Source organism: Amycolatopsis ruanii (assembly GCF_003385175.1).
In the GTDB taxonomy this organism is placed as follows: Bacteria; Actinomycetota; Actinomycetes; order Mycobacteriales; family Pseudonocardiaceae; genus Amycolatopsis_E; species Amycolatopsis_E thermalba.
In genome coordinates this window covers 1-17,739 of record NZ_PQHY01000111.1, presented here as the reverse complement: position 1 = coordinate 17,739, position 17,739 = coordinate 1, and the positions used below count along the sequence as shown (strand labels likewise).

19 protein-coding genes and 1 pseudogene are annotated in these 17,739 nt (G+C 71.9%); 10 read left to right on the top strand and 10 right to left on the bottom strand.

The features are described from left to right. Positions 1 to 524: 524 nt before the first annotated feature. The 5 genes from D0D28_RS33315 to D0D28_RS33295 form a co-directional block, all read right to left on the bottom strand. Positions 525 to 1,709 carry an MFS transporter gene (locus D0D28_RS33315; RefSeq protein ID WP_116115113.1) on the bottom strand — a complete coding sequence of 395 codons (1,185 nt, stop codon included), beginning with the start codon at positions 1,707 to 1,709 and terminating at the stop codon, positions 525 to 527. Between the two features lie 76 nt (positions 1,710 to 1,785). Then, complete coding sequence (locus tag D0D28_RS33310) at positions 1,786 to 2,400, bottom strand: TetR/AcrR family transcriptional regulator (RefSeq protein WP_094004224.1); 615 nt, start codon at positions 2,398 to 2,400, stop codon at positions 1,786 to 1,788. A gap of 22 nt (positions 2,401 to 2,422) precedes the next feature. Continuing rightward, positions 2,423 to 3,769 (bottom strand): phenylacetate--CoA ligase PaaK, encoded by a 1,347-nt coding sequence (gene paaK / locus D0D28_RS33305; RefSeq protein ID WP_116115111.1) that lies wholly within the window; start codon positions 3,767 to 3,769, stop codon positions 2,423 to 2,425. Positions 3,770 to 3,782: 13 nt separating this feature from the next. Continuing rightward, the gene (paaI, locus tag D0D28_RS33300; protein ID WP_162830612.1) at positions 3,783 to 4,166 is read right to left on the bottom strand and encodes a hydroxyphenylacetyl-CoA thioesterase PaaI; all 384 of its coding nucleotides are present in this window, start codon (positions 4,164 to 4,166) and stop codon (positions 3,783 to 3,785) included. Between the two features lie 89 nt (positions 4,167 to 4,255). Continuing rightward, complete coding sequence (locus D0D28_RS33295) at positions 4,256 to 5,047, bottom strand: enoyl-CoA hydratase/isomerase family protein (RefSeq protein WP_116115109.1); 792 nt, start codon at positions 5,045 to 5,047, stop codon at positions 4,256 to 4,258. Positions 5,048 to 5,129: 82 nt separating this feature from the next. Between D0D28_RS33295 and paaZ the strand changes: the two genes are divergently transcribed. Genes paaZ through paaE form a run of 6 tightly spaced genes read left to right on the top strand, consistent with a single transcriptional unit; the run spans position 5,130 to position 10,840 of the window. Then, positions 5,130 to 7,151 carry a phenylacetic acid degradation bifunctional protein PaaZ gene (gene paaZ / locus D0D28_RS33290; protein WP_116115107.1) on the top strand — a complete coding sequence of 674 codons (2,022 nt, stop codon included), beginning with the start codon at positions 5,130 to 5,132 and terminating at the stop codon, positions 7,149 to 7,151. Continuing rightward, complete coding sequence (paaA, locus tag D0D28_RS33285) at positions 7,151 to 8,095, top strand: 1,2-phenylacetyl-CoA epoxidase subunit PaaA (protein ID WP_116115105.1); 945 nt, start codon at positions 7,151 to 7,153, stop codon at positions 8,093 to 8,095. Before paaZ ends, paaA begins: the two co-directional genes overlap by 1 nt. Next, positions 8,092 to 8,379: a 1,2-phenylacetyl-CoA epoxidase subunit PaaB gene (gene paaB / locus D0D28_RS33280; protein ID WP_017984160.1), complete on the top strand. Its 288-nt coding sequence runs from the start codon at positions 8,092 to 8,094 to the stop codon at positions 8,377 to 8,379. The genes paaA and paaB overlap by 4 nt, the downstream gene beginning before the upstream one ends. Positions 8,380 to 8,386: 7 nt before the next feature. Then, positions 8,387 to 9,271, top strand: a complete 885-nt coding sequence (gene paaC, locus D0D28_RS33275) for a 1,2-phenylacetyl-CoA epoxidase subunit PaaC (protein WP_116115103.1) — start codon at positions 8,387 to 8,389, stop codon at positions 9,269 to 9,271. Continuing rightward, positions 9,265 to 9,756, top strand: coding sequence for a 1,2-phenylacetyl-CoA epoxidase subunit PaaD (gene paaD / locus D0D28_RS33270; protein ID WP_094004231.1), 492 nt, complete (start codon positions 9,265 to 9,267; stop codon positions 9,754 to 9,756). Before paaC ends, paaD begins: the two co-directional genes overlap by 7 nt. 1 nt (position 9,757) lies before the next feature. Next, a complete protein-coding gene (gene paaE, locus D0D28_RS33265; RefSeq protein WP_116115101.1) occupies positions 9,758 to 10,840 on the top strand; it encodes a 1,2-phenylacetyl-CoA epoxidase subunit PaaE in 1,083 nt (360 codons plus the stop codon). On the opposite strand, the gene D0D28_RS33260 is transcribed toward paaE, so the two are convergent. Beyond that, positions 10,818 to 11,036 carry a hypothetical protein gene (locus D0D28_RS33260; RefSeq protein ID WP_094004233.1) on the bottom strand — a complete coding sequence of 73 codons (219 nt, stop codon included), beginning with the start codon at positions 11,034 to 11,036 and terminating at the stop codon, positions 10,818 to 10,820. The genes paaE and D0D28_RS33260 overlap by 23 nt on opposite strands. 157 nt (positions 11,037 to 11,193) lie before the next feature. Between D0D28_RS33260 and D0D28_RS33255 the strand changes: the two genes are divergently transcribed. Both D0D28_RS33255 and D0D28_RS33250 read left to right on the top strand, forming a co-directional pair. Next, complete coding sequence (locus D0D28_RS33255; RefSeq protein WP_094004234.1) at positions 11,194 to 12,483, top strand: MFS transporter; 1,290 nt, start codon at positions 11,194 to 11,196, stop codon at positions 12,481 to 12,483. A 2-nt stretch (positions 12,484 to 12,485) separates the two neighbouring features. After that, positions 12,486 to 12,851 (top strand): RNA-binding S4 domain-containing protein, encoded by a 366-nt coding sequence (locus tag D0D28_RS33250; RefSeq protein ID WP_020422842.1) that lies wholly within the window; start codon positions 12,486 to 12,488, stop codon positions 12,849 to 12,851. A 460-nt stretch (positions 12,852 to 13,311) separates the two neighbouring features. Here D0D28_RS33250 and D0D28_RS33245 read toward each other — a convergent pair whose 3' ends face one another. Together D0D28_RS33245 and D0D28_RS33240 are read right to left on the bottom strand one after the other, a co-directional pair. Further along, positions 13,312 to 14,433 (bottom strand): amidohydrolase family protein, encoded by a 1,122-nt coding sequence (locus D0D28_RS33245; protein WP_116115099.1) that lies wholly within the window; start codon positions 14,431 to 14,433, stop codon positions 13,312 to 13,314. A gap of 2 nt (positions 14,434 to 14,435) precedes the next feature. Beyond that, complete coding sequence (locus tag D0D28_RS33240; protein ID WP_094004236.1) at positions 14,436 to 14,849, bottom strand: DUF1992 domain-containing protein; 414 nt, start codon at positions 14,847 to 14,849, stop codon at positions 14,436 to 14,438. 73 nt (positions 14,850 to 14,922) lie between these two features. On the opposite strand from D0D28_RS33240, the gene D0D28_RS33235 reads away from it, so the two are divergent. Continuing rightward, the gene (locus tag D0D28_RS33235) at positions 14,923 to 15,726 is read left to right on the top strand and encodes an acyl-CoA thioesterase (RefSeq protein WP_116115098.1); all 804 of its coding nucleotides are present in this window, start codon (positions 14,923 to 14,925) and stop codon (positions 15,724 to 15,726) included. Continuing rightward, positions 15,699 to 15,809 (top strand): annotated as a pseudogene (locus D0D28_RS37530) (hypothetical protein); the annotation flags it as partial. The gene D0D28_RS33235 and the pseudogene D0D28_RS37530, both read left to right, overlap by 28 nt. 347 nt (positions 15,810 to 16,156) lie before the next feature. Here the strand turns inward: D0D28_RS37530 and D0D28_RS33225 are convergent. Continuing rightward, positions 16,157 to 17,272, bottom strand: a complete 1,116-nt coding sequence (locus D0D28_RS33225) for a glycosyltransferase family 9 protein (RefSeq protein ID WP_205413427.1) — start codon at positions 17,270 to 17,272, stop codon at positions 16,157 to 16,159. Positions 17,273 to 17,312: 40 nt separating this feature from the next. Continuing rightward, positions 17,313 to 17,645 (bottom strand): YnfA family protein, encoded by a 333-nt coding sequence (locus tag D0D28_RS33220; protein WP_094004238.1) that lies wholly within the window; start codon positions 17,643 to 17,645, stop codon positions 17,313 to 17,315. Positions 17,646 to 17,739 lie beyond the last annotated feature (94 nt).

Sequence of the window (17,739 nt, the reverse complement as noted above, 5' to 3'; positions counted from 1 at the left end):
CTTCAACCGGCTCAAACAGTTTCGCGACCTAGCCACCCGCTACGCCAAACGCGCCGCCTACTACCAAGCCGAACTCACCATCGCCGCCATCATCCTCTGGCTCCGATGACTTACAGGACACTTCCTACGCCCCAGACCTCCCCCGCCCCCGATCCACAGCCCGCTTTTGGTCGCCGATCAGCGGGGTCAAGGTACTCTTTCCCGCCTTGACGCCGCTGCTCGGCGACCAATACACACTCGAGGTGAGGGGGCGGGGGAGGTCACCCAAGGTGACCGTTAGGCGCCGTAGGCGCCTTTGACCCTGCGCGAAGCGCAGGAAAAGATCAAAAGATGTCCTCGCCGGACGGGCAGGCTCCGGGATGACGGAAAAGCCCGTCGTCTCACCTTGACGGGGTGGTCGCCGGGCGGTCATCCCGTCGCCTTCCGGTTTGTGCATATCACCTTGAGCCCGGGCCGCAAGGTTGGCATGTCACCTCACCACCCAGCGAGGGTTGCGGCCCTGGCTCAAGGTGATCGTTCCGGTGTCAGGCGACGGGATGACCACCCAGCTTCTCTTGTGTTGCTGTTGCCCAAATGGCCAGCCCGATCATCGGCAGCACGGCGCCGAAGAGACTGGGCCCGGCCCAGCCGAAAGCGTCGTACAAACTCCCCGCCAGTGCCGATGCCACCGCGCCGCCCACGAAGATCGTCGTCATGAACACCGTGTTGATGCGGGCTCGCGCGTCCGCCCGCAGGCCGTAGATCTCCCGCTGGCTCAGCACCTGGTGGCCCTGCACCGCGACGTCCAGCACGACCCCGGCCAGCGCCAGCACCACCAGCGAACCCGCCCCGAGCCAGGCCACCACCATCGCCACCGCGGCCAGCCCCAGCGCCACCCCGCTGCCGATCCGGCCGTGGCCCCGGTCGCCCAGCCGGCCGGCCAGGGGTGCGGCCGCCGCGCCCGCCGCTCCGACGAGCGCGAAGACACCCACCTCGGTCTGGGACAGCCCGTGCCGTCCGACCAGCTCGAACGCCACCGAGGTCCAGAACGCCGAGAACGCCCCGAACATCAGCGCCTGGCACACCGCCCGCCGCCGCAGCGCCGGTTCCTCCCGGGCCAGCGTCAGGATCGAACCCATCAGCCGCCGGTAACCCGCGTCGTGCGAAGGCCGGCGGTGCGGCAGCATCCGGCGCACCGCGACCGCCACCACCAGCATCAGCACCGCCGACACGAAGTAGATCGTGCGCCACCCGAACGCCCCGGCGACCAGGCTGGACAGCGTCCGCGCCAGCAGGATCCCCAGCAGCAGCCCGGTCATCACGGTGCCGACGAACCGGCCGCGCTGCTCCTCAGGCGCGAGGTGCGCGGCGAACGGGATGAGGATCTGCGCCACCACCGAGGTCACCCCGATCAGCACCGACGCCGCCAGGAACACCCCGAACACCGGCGCCACCGCCGCGACCACCAGCGCCAGCGCGGTGAACACCAGCGTCCGCGAGGCCAGCGCCCGGTTCTCCACCAGATCGCCCAGCGGCATCAGCAATGCGAGCCCGGCCGCGTACCCGAGCTGGGTCAGCGTCACCACCAGCCCGGCACTGCCCTGGCTCACGCCGAACGCGGTCGCGATCCCGGCCAGCAGCGGCTGGGCGTAGTACAGGTTCGCCACCGTGGTGCCGCACGAGAACGCGAGCACCACCATGATCAGCCGCAGGTTGCGGTCTTCCGGCATGACAGTGCCGACACCGCGAGCACCCCCGGCATTCCCGGTGTGAGGCCGTTCACCCGGGAAACCCGGCATCGGAGTCCTAAGCGGACCGGATGCGCAACCCGTCGAACGCGACCGCCGCCACCGTCTCCGCCAGCTGCTCCCCGCTCTGCCCGCCGCGCGGCCGGTACCACTCGATCAGCGAGTTGACCATGCCGAACAGCAACCGCGCCGCGGTGGGCGGGTCGATGTCCGGCCGCAGGTCGCCCTCGTCCACGGCCTTGGTGACCAGCTCGGACACGATGTGGTCGAACTCGCGGCGACGGGCCAGCGCGTCCCGCTCCACCTTGGTGTTGCCGCGCACCCGCAGCAGCAGCGTCACGAACGGCAGCCGGTCGACCAGCACCCGCACGCTGCCCCGCACCAGGTACTCCAGCCGGTCGACCGCGCGCCCGTCGACCGAATCCAGTTCGGCCACGATCTCGAACAACCCGTCCAGCGCGCGGTTCACCGCCAGCCGCAACAACTCCTGCTTGCTCGGCACGTGGTGGTAGATGGCGGACTTCGTGATGCCGAGCTTGCGCGACAGGTCCTCCATGCTGGTGCCGTCGTAGCCGCGCTCGTTGAACAGCTTGACCGCGACCGCCAGCAGGGACTCCAGGTCGTAGCCCGGCCTGCCGCGCCGGGCGGGCCGGGCCGGGGGTGCGGTCGTCATGGCCCCAGTATCCCAACCGGTCTCAGGCCGGCGGCCGCTGGTCGATCACGCGGCGCAGCTTGCCCATCGACCGTTCCAGCGTGTCCGGGTCGAGCACCTCGACGCCGACGCTGACCCCGACGCCGTCCTTGACCCGCGCGGCGATCTCCGCCGCGGCACCGCGACGGCGGTCGGCCGGGGTGTCGTGCCGCGCCTCGACCAGGACGGTGAGGTGGTCCATCCGGTCCTGTTTGGTCAGCTTGAGCTGGAAGTGCGGCGCCAGGCCCGCGGTGGCGAGCACGATCTCCTCGATCTGCGTGGGGAACACGTTGATCCCGCGCAGGATGATCATGTCGTCGCTGCGGCCGGTCACCTTGTCCATGCGCCGGAACGCCGGGCGCGCGGTGCCCGGGCGCAGCGCGGTCAGGTCCCGCGTGCGGTAGCGGATCACCGGCGTCGCCTGCTTGGTGAGCGAGGTGAACAGGAGCTCACCGGTCTCGCCCTCGGCCAGCACGGTGCCCTCGACCGGGTCGACCACCTCGGGGTAGAAGTGGTCCTCCCAGATGTGCAGGCCGTCCTTGGTCTCCACGCACTCCTGCGCCACGCCGGGACCCATCACCTCGGACAGGCCGTAGATGTCCACGGCGTGCAGGTCCATCCGCTGCTCGATCTCGCGCCGCATCTGCTCGGTCCACGGCTCCGCGCCGAAGATGCCCACCCGCAGCGAGGACTTCGCCGGGTCGAGGCCCTGCCGTTCGAACTCGTCCATCAGCGTCAGCATGTAGGACGGGGTCACCATGATGACCTCGGGCCGGAAGTCGGTGATGATCTGCACCTGCCGCGCGGTCATGCCCCCGGACGCGGGGATCGCGGTGCAGCCCAGCTTCTCGACGCCGTAGTGCGCGCCGAGCCCGCCGGTGAACAGGCCGTAGCCGTAGGCCACGTGCACCTTGTGCCCGGGACGGCCGCCCGCCGCGTAGATCGAGCGGGCCATCACCGTCGCCCAGGTGTCGATGTCGGCTTCGGTGTACCCGACGACGGTCGGTTTGCCGGTGGTGCCGCTGGAGGCGTGGATGCGGCGCACCTGCTCCTGCGGCACGGCGAACATGCCGAACGGGTAGTTGTCGCGCAGGTCGTGCTTGGTGGTGCAGGGGAACTTCGCCAGGTCGGCCAGCTCGCGGCAGTCGTCCGGGTGCACCCCGGCCTCGTCGAACTTGCGGCGGTAGAACGGCACGTTCCGGTAGGCGTGCCGGAGTGTCCACTGCAGACGCTCCAGCTGGGTGGCGCGCAGCTCGTCGACGCTCATCCGCTCGGCGGCGGTCAGGTCGTCCGGCGCCGGCGCGGTGCCGAGACGCTTCGCGTGGGGCACGTCGCTGTGCATGGTCGTCATGGGGACCGGCTCCTCAGTTCTTCCCGATCGTGCGGCTGCGGCCGCGGAATTCGGCGATCACCTCGCGACCGGTGCCGGTCTCGCGGTGCACCGTGACGTCGTAGATGCCGTTGCGCCCGTAGCGCGTGCGTTCCTCGGCCGTGGCGACCAGCCGGTCACCGAGGCGGGCGCTGGCGACGAACGAGATCTCGGCGCCCGCCGCCACCGTCACCGGGCCGTGGCTGTTGCACGCGCACGCGAACGTGGTGTCGGCCAGCAGGAAGATGTAGCCGCCGTGGGCGATCGCGTGCCCGTTGACCATCTGCTCGGTGACCGTCATGCGGGCGACCGCCCGGCCACCGTCCGCTTCGACGAGTTCGATGCCGAGCGACTTCGACGCGACGTCGTCGGCGAACATCGCCTGCGCGGCTTGGGACACGGCAGCACTGCCTTCCGTCGTTACTGACCGAATGGACGGTTAATAATGTGCGTCTCGCCGTGGCACTGTCAAGACCCCTGGAACACCGGCTTCGACTTGCTCAGGAAGGCTTCGACCGCGCCGCGGTGGTCGCCGGTGAGCCCCAGCCGCGCCTGCGCTTCGCCCTCCAGCCGCAGGACGTCCGGCAGCGGCGCGCCCCAGGACGCGGCCAGGGCGCGCTTGGCCTCGGCGTAGGCGAGCGTCGGGCCCGCGGCCAGGCGGGCGGCCAGCTCGGCGGCGGCCGCGGCCACCTCGTCGGCGGGGACGACCCGTCCGGCAATGCCCCACTCGGCGGCCTGCGCGGCGGTGAAGGTCTCACCGAGCAGGACGAGTTCGCTCGCCCTGGCGGCGCCGACCGCGCGCGCGAGCGTGGCGGACAGCCCGGAGTCGCAGGTCAGGCCGATGCCGGTGAACGCGGTGCCGAACTTCGCGGTGTCCGCGGTGACCCGCAGGTCGCAGGCGAGGGCGAATCCGAGCCCGGCGCCGACGCACGTGCCGTTGATGGCCGCGACCACCGGTTTCGGCATGGTCGCCAGCGCGGTGACGATCGGGTTGTAGTGCTCGTCGATGGTGGCGAACGCCGTCGCCGGGTCGGCCCGCAGCGGGTCGGCGTGCTCGGCCAGGTCCTGGCCCACGCAGAACGCCCGGCCGGTGCCGGTGAGCACGACCGCGCGGACCGTCTCGTCCGCGGACAGGAGTTCGAGCGCGTCCCGCAGCTCGGTCTTCAGCTCGCTGGTGAGCGCCGGCCGGAGCAGGGTCACGGTGGCCACGGCGCCTTCGCGGGAAACGGAAACAACGTCGCTGGTGCTTTCGTCAGCCATGCCGAGACGCTACCATGACTTCCTGAACGTTCGGTTGGTAAATCCGGGGAAGCGAGGAACGATGGCCCAGCAGTCGACGAGGATGCTGCGCAGCTACGTCAGCGGCGGCTGGCGGACCGGGGAGGGCGAGGGTGCAGCCCTGCACGACGCGGTCACCGGCGCCGAGGTCGCACGGATCTCCACCGCCGGCATCGACATGGCCGCCGCGCTCGACCACGGCCGCCGCGTCGGCGGGCGCGCCCTGCGGGAGCTGACCTTCCACCAGCGGGCCGCGCTGCTCAAGGCCGTGGCCTCCCACCTGCGCGAACACCGCGACGAGCTGTACGAGCTGTCCGCGAAGACGGGCGCCACGCTCGGCGATTCCAAGTTCGACGTCGACGGCGGCATCGGCGTGCTGTTCGCCTACTCCAGCAAGGGCAAGCGCGAGCTGCCCAACGACACCGTGTACGTCGACGGCAACGTGGAGCCGCTGAGCAAGGGCGGCACGTTCCTCGGCCAGCACATCGCCACCCCGCTGCGCGGCGTCGCGGTGCAGATCAACGCGTTCAACTTCCCGGTGTGGGGCCCGCTGGAGAAGTTCGCCCCGGCGTTCCTCGCGGGCGTGCCGAGCCTGGTGAAGCCGGCCAGCCAGACCGCCTACCTGACCGAGCGGATCGTCGAGCTGATCATCGAATCCGGCCTGATCCCGGAGGGCACGCTGCAGCTGATCTCCGGCAGCGCCGGTGACCTGCTGGACCACCTCACCGAGCAGGATCTGGTGTCGTTCACCGGGTCGGCGTCCACCGCGCAGAAGCTGCGCACCCATCCGGTCATCGTCCGCCAGGCCGTGCGGTTCAACGCCGAGGCCGACTCGCTCAACTGCTCGATCCTCGGCCCGGACGCCAAGCCCGGCACGGCCGAGTTCGACCTCTACGTCAAGCAGCTGGTCACCGAGATGACCGTCAAGGCAGGCCAGAAGTGCACCGCGATCCGGCGCGCGTTCGTGCCCGCGGAGCTGCTCGACGATGTCGCCGAGGCCGCCGCCGAGCGCCTGGCGAAGGTCAGGATCGGCAACCCGGCGTCCGAGGGTGTCCGGATGGGCGCGCTGGCCAGCCTGGAGCAGCGCGAGGAGGTCCGCCGCTCGCTGAAGGCCCTGCAGGACGCCTCCAGCATCGTGTTCGGCGACCCCGAGCGGGTCGAGGTGGTCGACGCCGATGCCGAGCGCGGCGCGTTCATCTCCCCGGTGCTGCTCAAGGGCGACCCCGAGCGCGCCGAGCCGCACGAGGTCGAGGCCTTCGGCCCGGTCTCCACGCTGATGCCCTACACCTCGGTCGAGCAGGTCGTCGGCTACGCCGCCCGCGGCCAGGGCAGCCTCGCCGGGTCGGTCGTGACCGGCGACGCGCAGTTCGCGCGCGAGGTCGTCCTCGGTGTCGCGCCGTGGCACGGCCGCCTGCTGGTGCTCGACGCCGACGACGCGAAGGAGTCCACCGGTCACGGTTCGCCGATGCCGGGCCTGGTGCACGGTGGCCCGGGCCGCGCCGGTGGCGGCGAGGAGATGGGCGGCATCCGCGGCGTGCTGCACCACATGCAGCGCACCGCCGTGCAGGGCAGCCCGAAGGTGCTCAGCGCGGTCACCGGCCGCTGGGTCGAGGGCGCGCCGCGCAACACAGACGACGTGCACCCGTTCCGGAAGTCCCTGGCGGAGCTGAAGATCGGCGACTCCGTGGTCGCCGGTCCGCGCACGGTGACGCAGGAGGACGTGGACCACTTCGCCGAGTTCACCGGCGACACCTTCTACGCGCACACCGACCCCGAGGCGGCAGCCGCGAACCCGCTGTTCGGCGGCATCGTGGCGCACGGCTACCTGGTCGTGTCGTTCGCCGCCGGCCTGTTCGTCTCGCCGGAGCCCGGCCCGGTGCTGGCCAACTACGGCCTGGAGAACCTGCGCTTCCTGACCCCGGTCAAGCCCGGTGACGAGCTGACCGTGACCCTGACCGCCAAGCAGATCACCCCGCGCGAGAACGCCGACTACGGCGAGGTGCGCTGGGACGCCGACGTGACCAACCAGAACTCGGAGTCCGTCGCCAAGTACGACGTGCTGACGCTGGTTGCGAAGGAGAACTGATGACCGCCACGTTGTCCGAGAAGGACCTCGAACAGCACTTCGAGCACACCATCGAGAAGGACCAGCGGATCGAGCCGCGGGACTGGGTGCCGGAGGGCTACCGCAAGACGATGATCCGGCAGATCGCGCAGCACGCGCACTCCGAGATCATCGGGATGCAGCCGGAGGGCAACTGGATCACCCGCGCGCCGTCGTTGCGGCGCAAGGCGATCCTGCTCGCCAAGGTGCAGGACGAGGCCGGGCACGGGCTCTACCTGTACTCGGCGGCGGAGACGCTGGGCGCCGACCGCGCCGACCTGACCGAAAAGCTGATCACCGGGCGGCAGAAGTACTCGTCGATCTTCAACTACCCGACGCTGACGTTCGCCGACGTCGGCGCGATCGGCTGGCTGGTCGACGGCGCCGCGATCTGCAACCAGGTGCCGCTGTGCCGGTCGTCGTACGGGCCGTACGCCCGGGCGATGATCCGGATCTGCAAGGAGGAGTCGTTCCACCAGCGTCAGGCCTACGAGCTGCTGATGACGATGATGAAGGGCACCCAGGCGCAGCGGGACATGGTGCAGGACGCGGTGAACCGGTTCTGGTGGCCGTCGCTGATGATGTTCGGCCCGCCGGACGCCGAATCGGCCAACACCGCGCAGTCGATGGCGTGGAAGATCAAGCGGCACACCAACGACGAGCTGCGCCAGCGGTTCGTGGACATGACGGTGCCGCAGGCCGAGGCGCTCGGCGTGACCCTGCCCGACCCGGATCTGAAGTGGAACGCCGAGCGCGGGCACTACGACTTCGGCCCGGTGGACTGGGACGAGATGAAGCAGGTCGTGGCAGGCAACGGCCCGTGCAACGCCGAGCGGCTGGCGCGGCGGCGGCAGGCGCACGAGGACGGCGCGTGGGTCCGCGAGGCCGCGGCCGCGCACGCGCGCAAGATGGCGGAGGCGAAGTGAGCAAGAGCGAGTGGCCGCTGTACGAGGTGTTCGTGCGCGGCAAGCGAGGCCTCAACCACGTGCACGTCGGGTCGCTGCGCGCGGCCGACGACCAGATGGCCCTGCACAACGCGCGTGACCTCTACACGCGGCGCAACGAGGGCGTGAGCATCTGGGTGGTCAAGGCGGCCGACATCACCGCGTCCAGCCCGGACGAGAAGGACCCGTTCTTCGCGCCGTCCGGCGACAAGGTGTACCGGCACCCCACCTTCTACGACATCCCCGACAACGTCCCCCACATGTGAGCTGACCATGTCCTTTGACAACGCCTACGAGGCACTGATCGACGCTCACGACGACTCGCGGTGGGCGTTCGGCACCGGGTTCGAAGAGCCGCTCGCCGGGGTGGACACCTCGGTACCGTCCGGTGTGGACGGTGAGGACCTGGCGCGGTACTGCCTGATGCTGGGCGACGACGCGCTGGTGTTCTCGCACCGGCTGCAGCAGTGGTGCACGCGCGCGCCCGAGCTGGAGGACGAGGTCGCGATCGCCAACATCGGCCTCGACCTGCTCGGCCAGGCCCGGCTGCTGCTGGCCCGCGCGGGCAAGGCCGACGGCACGGATCGCGGCGAGGACGACTACGCGTTCTTCCGCGACGAGCACGAGTTCCGCAACGTCCGGCTCGCCGGGCTGGAGCGCGGCGACTTCGGGCAGCTCATCGCGGTGCTGCTGGTGTTCTCGACCTGGCGGCTGGCGTTGTTCCAGCGGCTGCGTGAGTCGGTGGACCCGGTGCTCGCCGCGATCGCCGACAAGGGCGTCAAGGAGCTGACCTACCACCGCGACTACGCCGCCCAGTGGGCCGTGCGGCTCGGCGACGGCACCGCGTTCTCGCACGAGCGCATGCAGGCCGGGCTGGCGCAGATCTGGCCGTTCGTGGACGAGCTGTTCGTGCCGCACGAGACCGAGTCCCGCCTGGCCGCCGCCGGTGTCGCGGTGGACCCCGCGGAGGTGCGCGCGGAGTTCGACGACGTGCTGGCGCAGGTGTTCGCCGCCGGTTCGCTGGACCGGCCGGACGCCGCCGCGAAGGCCGGGGTGAACGGGCAGACCGGACGGGGTGGCCGGCACACCGAGGCCATGGGTTACCTGCTGGCCGAGCTGCAGAGCGTCGCCCGCGCCCATCCGGAGGCGAGATGGTGAGCGCCCGCGCCGTCGCGGAGACCGTCCGCGATCCCGAGCTGCCCATGCTGACCCTGGCCGACCTCGGCGTGCTGCGCGAGGTGTCCGAATCGGACGGTGCGGTGACCGTGTCGATCACGCCCACCTACACCGGCTGCCCGGCGATGGACACCATGCGCGACGACCTGGTGCACGCGTTGCAGGGCGCCGGGTACTCGCGCGTCGAGGTCCGCACGGTGCTGCAGCCGGCCTGGAGCACCGACTGGATCAGCGAGCGGGGCCGCCGGGCGTTGGCTGAGGCGGGTATCGCGCCCCCGGGCAGCGCGCCGCGGCGGCCGTCCGGGCCGGTCCCGCTGACGCTGAGCCCGCCGGTGCGGCGGGTGTCCTGCCCGCGGTGCGGGTCGGCGGACACCGAGCTGGTGTCGGAGTTCGGGGCCACCGCGTGCAAGTCGTTGCGGCGCTGCCGGTCCTGCGACGAACCCTTCGAGCACGTCAAGGAGATCTGAGGTGACCGCGAGCACCAAGTCCAGGCTGCGGGGCGACTTCCACACGCTGACCGTGGCCGAGGTGACGCGCCTGTGCGACGACGCCGTCGCGGTCACCTTCGACGTGCCGCCCGAGCTGGCGGAGGCCTACGCGTTCCGCGCCGGCCAGTCGCTGACGCTGCGGCGGACGATCGACGGGCGCGAGGAACGCCGGTCGTACTCGATCTGCGCGGCCGAAGGCAGCAAGCCGCGCATCGGGGTGCGTGAGGTGCCGGACGGGCTGTTCTCGACGTGGCTGGTGCGCCAGGTGCGGCCCGGCGACGAGATCGAGGTCGGCACGCCGACCGGGAACTTCACGCCGGACCTGTCGGTGCCCGAGCACCACGTGCTGATCGCGGCCGGATCGGGCATCACGCCGGTGCTGTCGATCGCGGCGACGGTGCTGCGCGACCCGGCGGCGACGGTCACCGTGCTGTACGGCAACCGCCGCACGGACACCGTGATGTTCGCCGACGAGCTGGCCGACCTCAAGGACCGCTACCCGGACCGGCTCGAACTGGTGCACGTGCTCTCCCGCGAACCCCGCGAGGCGGAGCTGTTCACCGGGCGGCTCGACGGCGAGAAGCTGTCGGCGCTGCTGGCGCTGATCCCGGACGTCTCGGCGGTCGGCCACTGGTGGCTGTGCGGCCCGTTCGGCATGGTCACGGTCGCCCAGGACCGGCTGCGCTCGGCCGGGGTGCCCGCGGAACGGATCCACCAGGAACTGTTCTACGTGGACGACGTGCCGCCGGAGCCGGTGCGGCACGAGGAGAAACCGCTCGACGGCATCGTCAGCCAGGCGACGATCGTCCTGGACGGACGGTCCACCACGATCACCGTGCCGCGGGACGTGCCGGTGCTCGACAGCGCCCAGCGCGCGCGGCCGGACCTGCCGTTCGCGTGCAAGGGCGGCGTGTGCGGCACGTGCCGCGCCAAGGTGACCGCCGGGGCGGTGGACATGCGCCGCAACTTCGCGCTCGAGGAGAGCGAGGTCGCCGACGGGTTCGTGCTGACCTGTCAGTCGCTGCCGGTGTCGGACGAGCTCACGGTCGACTTCGACGTGTGATCGGCGTCGCCTTCGCCGCGGCGGCGAACGACCCCGCCGCGGCGATCGCGAGCACGACCGCCAGCACGCCGGACAACCACACCCCCATGGCGAGCGCCAGGTAGGCCTGCACCGCCGCGGTCACCGCGAACACCGCCGTCAGGACGAGCCAGACCGGACGGTCGGTGACCGGTGTCTTGGACTGGCCGAAACCCACTGCGAACCCTCCCGCGATCTTCCGGATACCCCTGGTATCGCCGGGGGAGGGGTCCGGGTTACCGGTCGTGAGCTTGTCAACATTTGCCAGTTGGCGTTGGTGACGCCGTTCACCCGGCCGGGCGGAGCGGTTCATCCGGCTCGTGGACAATCATGCCGTGACCGCCACCACCAACGCCGCGCCAGGTGCCCGGAAAGCCGTGCTGAGCTGGGCGTTCTGGGACTGGGGAGCGTCCGCGTTCAGCGCCGTCATCCTCACGTTCGTCTTCAGCGTCTACCTCACCGACGGTGTCGCCGCCGACACGGAGAGCGGATCGCAAGCGCTTGGCGTCGCGTTGACGATCGCCGGGGTCGCGGTCGCGCTGCTGGCCCCGGTGACCGGGCAGCGCAGCGACGTCGGCGGGCGGCGCAAGCTGTGGCTGGGGATCCACAGCGCCGTCGCGATCGCCTGCACCGCCGGGCTGTTCTTCGTCGAGGACGAACCGTCGTACCTCCTGGCCGGGCTGGTCCTGCTCGCGGTCGGCAGCGTGTTCTTCGAGTTCGCCGAGGTCAACTACAACGCGATGCTCGTGCAGGTGTCCACGCCGAAGACGATGGGCCGGGTGTCCGGGTTCGGCTGGGGCATGGGCTACTTCGGCAGCGTCATCGCGCTGGCGGTGGTGTTGTTCGCGTTCGTGCAGCCGGACGTCGGGTTGTTCGGCGTCACCTCCGAGGACGGCCTGAACATCCGCGCGGTGGCGTTGTTCGTCGCGGTGTGGTTCCTGGTGTTCGCGTTGCCGGTGCTGTTGTTCGTGCCGGAGAACCCGCCGTTGCGCGGACAGGCGCGGGGCAACTTCTTCTCCGGCTACAAGGTGCTCGCCAAGCGGCTGGCGCACCTGTGGCGAACCGACCGGCGGACGCTGTGGTTCCTCGCCGCGAGCGCCGTCTACCGGGACGGGCTGACCGCGATCTTCACCTTCGGGGGCGTGATCGCGGCCGGGACGTTCGGGTTCAGCCAGACCGAGGTCGTGTTGTTCGCGATCGTGGCGAACGTGACCGCGGGGATCGGCGCCGTCAGCGGGGGACGGCTGGACGACCGCCTCGGCCCGAAGACGGTGATCGTGGTGTCGCTGATCGCGCTGGTGATCATCGGGGTCGCGCTGACCGCGCTGCCCGGCAAGGCGACGTTCTGGGTGTGCGGGCTGGCGTTGTCGGTGTTCCTGGGCCCGGCGCAGGCGGCGAGCCGGACGTTCCTGGCGCGGATCGTGGAGCCGGAGCGCGAGGGTGAGGCGTTCGGCCTGTACGCGACGACTGGCCGCGCGGTGAGTTTCCTGGGGCCGCTGGCGTTCAGCGGGTTCATCGCGATCTTCGACAGCCAGCGGGCCGGCATGGCGGGGATCGTGCTGATCCTGGCGGCCGGCCTGGCGGCGATCCTGCCGGTGAAGGCGCCGGCGAGGCAAGATGGATGACCATGGAGTCCACGCGCGTGGACCGCTGGCTGTGGGCGGTCCGGCTGACCAAGACCCGATCGGACGCGGCCGCGGCGTGCCGCGGCGGGCACGTGCGGGTGAACGACCGCCCAGCGAAGCCCGCGACGGGCGTGCACCCGGGCGACACCGTGCGGGCCAGGGTGCATGACCGGACGCGGATCGTGGAGGTCGTGCGGGTCATCGAAAAGCGAGTGGGAGCCCCCGACGCGGCGACGTGCTACATCGACCGCACCCCGGCGCCCCCACCGGAGGCACTGACCCCAGTAGCCCGCCGCGAACGCGGAGCGGGCCGCCCCACGAAGCGGGACCGCCGCCTGCTGGACCGGCTGCGCGGCCAGGGCTGGTAGGCCTGAGCAAGCGACTGGGCCGACGCGGGCCTGACCTGGCCGGCTGGCGCTCGGCCTGGCCCGGTCGGCTGGCGCCTGGGCTGGCCGAGCCGCTGACGCCTGGGCGGTAGGTGCTGGGTGGCCCCGGCCGGGAAATCCGCGCGCGCCTGGCCCGGCCGGCCGGTGGCGATGCCGTAGGCAGCGCCGACGCACCGTGCCGTCCGCGCCGGTGGCGCTGGTGCCGGTGACGCGCGCGAAGCGGGACCGCCGCCTGCACGGGCAGGCACGAGTGGCGCCTGCGGTCGTGCCCCGCGCCGGCGGGGCGGCTGGCCGGTGCTGACGCACCCCGGCGCCTCCACCGGAGGCGCACCGAGAGCGTGCCCCCGTCCGGGGCGGCAACCCGCCGGGGGCGTGCCGCCGGGGCGGCAGCCCGTCGCGTGGGGAGCGTGCTGCCCGTCCGAGGCCGCACCCCGCGCCGCGGTCAGAGCCGGTAGACCCGCCGCGCGTTGTCGCGCGCGATCATGGTCGCCACGCGTCGCGCGTCGGCCTCCGACCAGTCGCCCTCGGCGACCCACCGGCCGAACGTGGTGGCCACCGCGCGGCGCCACAGCAGCGCGCCCAGGTAGTGCAGCTCCGGCGGCCCCCATGCGTCCGACGAGTACAGCTGCTTCGCGAACGGCGCCAGCTCGAACGACTCCGCCACCACCGCCACGCTGCGCACCCCGGTGTGGTTGATGCCCAGCCCCACGTCGAAGTGCACGTTCGGAAACGCCTGCGCCAGGTACCCGGCCTCGCGGTGGTACGGATAGCAGTGCAGCAGCAGGACCGGCACGTCCGGCGTCGCGCGCAGGAAGTCCAGCAGGTGCAGCGGGTTGACGCGGTGCAGGTCGAGGTCCCGGTCGCCGATCCCGGTGTGCAGCTGCAGCGGCAGGCCCCGCGCGATCGCCGCGTGCAGGCCGAACCGGATCAGCACCTCGTCGTCCAGCCGCGGCTCGTCGCCCGCGGTGTCCAGCCAGCGGCCGGCCGCCAGCGTCACCTCGGCCGGCGACGGCGGGGTCAGGTCGATGTCGAAACCCGTGCGGTAGGCGAGGATCGACTTGGCCCCCACGGCGTTCTCCGCCCGCGCGGCCAGCCGGGCGGTCAACGCGTCGGCGTAGTCGCGCCCGGACACGTTCTCCAGCGCCAGCTCCTCGGCCAGCGCCTCGAGCCGTACCACCTCGTGCGCCCGCCCGCCGGAGGCCGACTCCATGCCCTCCAGCCCGAGCAGCGAGCTGGTGGCGTACCCGGTGTCGACGATCCAGTCGCTCACCCCGGCGCCCCCGAGGAACCGCCGGGTCACCTCCTCGACGCCCAGCTCGGCGCGCCGCTGCCAGTACTCGTCGGCGGGGGCGTGCGCGGGCAGGTCGAGCACCGGGGCGCACCACCGCCGCACCGCGAAGCCCAGCTGCGAGTCGAACTGCGTCATCCACGGCGGGATCGGATCGGGGGAGCCCTCGTTGAGGTGGCCCTCGAACTCGGCCCGCTCCAGCTCGACCGTGAACGCGCCGTGCACGTGGTGGTCCACCAGCGGCACCGCGGCGACGTGCTCGGCGAGCGCGTTCATGATCAGTGTCCCCCGCTCGAGGCGTGGCCCGCACGCCACTCGGCGACGATGTGCTCCACGTCGAACGGCGCCAGGTTCAGCGGCGGCCCCGGCGGCGGGCGCCGGATCGCGGCGACGATCCGCTCGTTGATCTCGGTGAGGATCCGCCGCACCTCGGCTTCCGAATCCGCCGCGCCCGCCGCCGCCCTGGCCTGCGCCGCCTCCTTGCGCAGGGCCAGCGACGGCGGGAGGTAGGTGATGTTCTCCCGCGCCAGCTTCTCCCGCAGCCACGCGTTCTCGTCGTGCGGCTTCTTCAGCCACGCCAACGGCTTCCCCGCACCGGGCAAGTTCTCGAACTCGCCACGCTCGGCGGCCTCGCGGATCTGCTTTTCCACCCAGGTCTCGAAGCTGACGTCAGGGGGCTTGCGCTCGGTCACGGACGCCTCCTCCCGTTGTGATACCTGTCTACCACCGCCTGCCTGGACGCACTTCCTGTATTACCGTGCGGTAATGCACGCCGTCAGTGAGAAAGCGGTGGACGAGCCCACCCTGGCCGACCTGCTCGACCTCGAGGAGATCGACCGCGACCTCTACCGCGCCAACCTCGTGTTCGACGACCCCCTGCCGCTCTACGGCGGTCAGGTCGCGGCGCAGGCCCTCGCCGCGGCAGGCCGCACCGTGGACGCGGACCGGTTGCCGCACTCGCTGCACGGCTACTTCCTGCGGCCGGGTGACGCGACCCGGCCGACGATCTTCCACGTCGACCGCGACCGTGACGGCGGTAGCTACTCCGCCCGCCGGGTCGTCGCGGTGCAGAACGGCGAGGTCATCTTCAACATGTCGGCGTCCTTCCACCGCCGGGAGGAGGGCGTCGACCGCGAGGCCCACCCCGAGCGGCCCGAGGGCGACCCGGAGCAGCTGCCCAGCGGCGGCATGCCGCGGCTGTTCTCGATGCAGGGCGCGCTGCCGCCGCAGCCCTACCCGGACGGCCAGTGGCCGACGCGTTTCTGGGCGCGCTGCCGGCTCGACCTGCCCGACGACCCGCTGATCCACGCCTGTGTCCTGACCTACCTGTCGGACATCTCGTCGGGGGTCGCGGCGTTCGGCAACGAAGAGGCGTCCGCGTCGTCGAGCCTGGACCACGCGGTGTGGTTCCACCGGCCGGGCCGGCTCGACGACTGGGTGCACATGGACCTGGTGCCGCAGAGCGTCGCGGGCGCCCGCGGCTGGTACACCGGCACCGTGCGCACGCGGGACGGGGTGCTGCTGGCGAGCCTCGCGCAGGAGTGCCTGTTCCGGAACCGCAGGCGGTAGCGTCCGGCGCCACGGCGCGGATCTCGCTGGGCACGGCGATCGCGGTGGCGTTCGCACGCAACCCGAGGACGGTCGCCCAGACCGCGAACGACCTGCAGGAACTCTCCGGCGGGCGGTTGTGCTGGCGCTGCGGACACGCACACGGTGATGACGCCCGTGTTCACGCCGCCGCCGCGCCCGTACGGGCCGCCGGAGGTGCTGCTCGCCGGAGTGGGCGAGGGCCGTCAAGGGCGGCACCGCGGGGTGCCCGACCAGCCGCCAAGGGGCAGCGCCGCGGCGGGCGGCCTCGCTGCCGTCAGTGCGATAGGGCCCCGCTGGCGGGCCTGACCCTTGCCGAGGCGGTCCCAGTGCGCTCCACGTGCGGCGGCCGCGCCCATGGGCCTGACCCGCCGCCACGGCGGCCGCGGCCCCAACCAGCACAGCTCGCCCCTCAGGACGGGGAGAAGTGGTCGTCGTCCTCCTGGTGGGGTGGGTGTTCGGTCGGGGCGCCCTCCTGCTCGGCCTGCTCGTGGGGCCGCGTGAGGTTCGCGGCGCGCGCCGCCTCCTTCGCCTCGGCCAGTGCCTGCTTCGACTCGGCCAGCTCGTCGTGCTTGTCGTCCGGCACGGTCGCCTCCCTTCGTCCGCTCTCGGCTACCACTTCCGCTGGTGCGCAAACCAGTTCGGCGGCCGCGGCGAGCACGTCGGCGGGCTGGACCTGCAGCAACGCGGGGTCCGGATCGGGCGCGAACGGGTCCCCGCGGCGCAGCTCGTCGGCTGACAGCGTGCGGTGCGGGCCGGGTGGCGGTCCCCAGTGCCGGGCCGGGACGGGCCCGAACAACGTGACCGACGGAGTGCCGAAGGCGTAGGCGAGGTGCGCGATGCCCGTGTCGCCGGAGATCACCAGCCGGGCCTCGGCGACGAGTGCGGCCAGACCGAGCAGGTCCGTCCGTCCCGCGAGGCGGTCCACCGGCGCCGCGAGAGTGGCGGCGAGGTCCCGTTCGGAGACGGTACCGGTGATCACCACGCGGTGCCCGGCCGCGCGAAGGGCACGGGCGACGGTGGCGAACCGGTCGACGGGCCAGCGTTTGCTGCCGAAGGCGGCGCCGGGATGGACGACGATCGCGCCCGGTGCCTGACTGGCGCGCGTGGGCGGAGGCAGGTGGAGGTCGCCCGGGTCGGCGGGGATGCCGTGTTCGGTGAGCAGACGGCACCAGCGGACGCGTTCGTGGAGGTCGTCGATCCACACTGGACCGGGCCAGCCGTGTCCACTGTGGCCGATGCGGCGGCCGGGGTGGAGGGCGTCGAGCACGGTGTTGCTGTGCGGGCCGGTGCCGTGCAGGTTGATCGCGACGTCCGGGTGGTGGGCGCGGCGGTCGAGCGGGGCCATGCCGTGAGTGGGTAGCACGGTGTCGACGCAGCCGGTCAGCTCGACGAGCGGACCGAGCCAGCCGGAGGTCGCGAACATGATCTCGTGGTGCGGCCAGGCGCGGCGGATCGCTTTCAGCGCCGGGACGGTCACGAGGAAGTCGCCGAGTTTGAGCGCTCGCAGCGCCACGACGTGCCCCACACCGGTGCCACTACCCCGGGCGCGGCCGGTGAAACGGTGTTCAGCCGCGCGGGGCGTACATGATGACCGCGACCCCCGCGAGGCAGATGAGCGCGCCGAGGACGTCGAACCGGTCGGGCCGGTACCCGTCGGCGACCATGCCCCAGGCCAGCGACCCGGCGACGAACACACCCCCGTAGGCGGCGAGGATGCGGCCGAAGTGGGCGTCCGGCTGCAGGGTGGCGACGAAGCCGTACAGCCCGAGGGCGATGACGCCCGCCCCGGCCCAGATCCAGCCGCGGTGCTCCCGGACACCCTGCCAGACGAGCCAGGCCCCACCGATCTCGGCGAGCGCCGCGAGCACGAACAACGCGATCGAGCGCAGAATCAGCACGCCCCGACCCTAGTTGGGGTGTCCGGCCGGCGGGGGATGGCTGGTGAGCGTGCCGCGCGGGGCGGGTGTCCGCGCGGCACGCTCACCAGCCATC

What these genes read in the sequence shown, in the direction of transcription:
- D0D28_RS33235 (WP_116115098.1), top strand. Translation starts at nt 14,923, where the DNA reads ATGCACGCCGTCAGTGAGAAAGCGGTGGACGAGCCCACCCTGGCCGAC.
- paaI (WP_162830612.1), bottom strand. Translation starts at nt 4,166, where the DNA reads ATGTTCGCCGACGACGTCGCGTCGAAGTCGCTCGGCATCGAACTCGTC.
- paaZ (WP_116115107.1), top strand. Translation starts at nt 5,130, where the DNA reads ATGCTGCGCAGCTACGTCAGCGGCGGCTGGCGGACCGGGGAGGGCGAG.
- D0D28_RS33245 (WP_116115099.1), bottom strand. Translation starts at nt 14,433, where the DNA reads ATGAACGCGCTCGCCGAGCACGTCGCCGCGGTGCCGCTGGTGGACCAC.
- paaK (WP_116115111.1), bottom strand. Translation starts at nt 3,769, where the DNA reads ATGACGACCATGCACAGCGACGTGCCCCACGCGAAGCGTCTCGGCACC.
- D0D28_RS33310 (WP_094004224.1), bottom strand. Translation starts at nt 2,400, where the DNA reads ATGACGACCGCACCCCCGGCCCGGCCCGCCCGGCGCGGCAGGCCGGGC.
- D0D28_RS33250 (WP_020422842.1), top strand. Translation starts at nt 12,486, where the DNA reads ATGGAGTCCACGCGCGTGGACCGCTGGCTGTGGGCGGTCCGGCTGACC.
- D0D28_RS33315 (WP_116115113.1), bottom strand. Translation starts at nt 1,709, where the DNA reads ATGCCGGAAGACCGCAACCTGCGGCTGATCATGGTGGTGCTCGCGTTC.
- D0D28_RS33295 (WP_116115109.1), bottom strand. Translation starts at nt 5,047, where the DNA reads ATGGCTGACGAAAGCACCAGCGACGTTGTTTCCGTTTCCCGCGAAGGC.
- paaC (WP_116115103.1), top strand. Translation starts at nt 8,387, where the DNA reads ATGTCCTTTGACAACGCCTACGAGGCACTGATCGACGCTCACGACGAC.
- paaD (WP_094004231.1), top strand. Translation starts at nt 9,265, where the DNA reads ATGGTGAGCGCCCGCGCCGTCGCGGAGACCGTCCGCGATCCCGAGCTG.
- paaA (WP_116115105.1), top strand. Translation starts at nt 7,151, where the DNA reads ATGACCGCCACGTTGTCCGAGAAGGACCTCGAACAGCACTTCGAGCAC.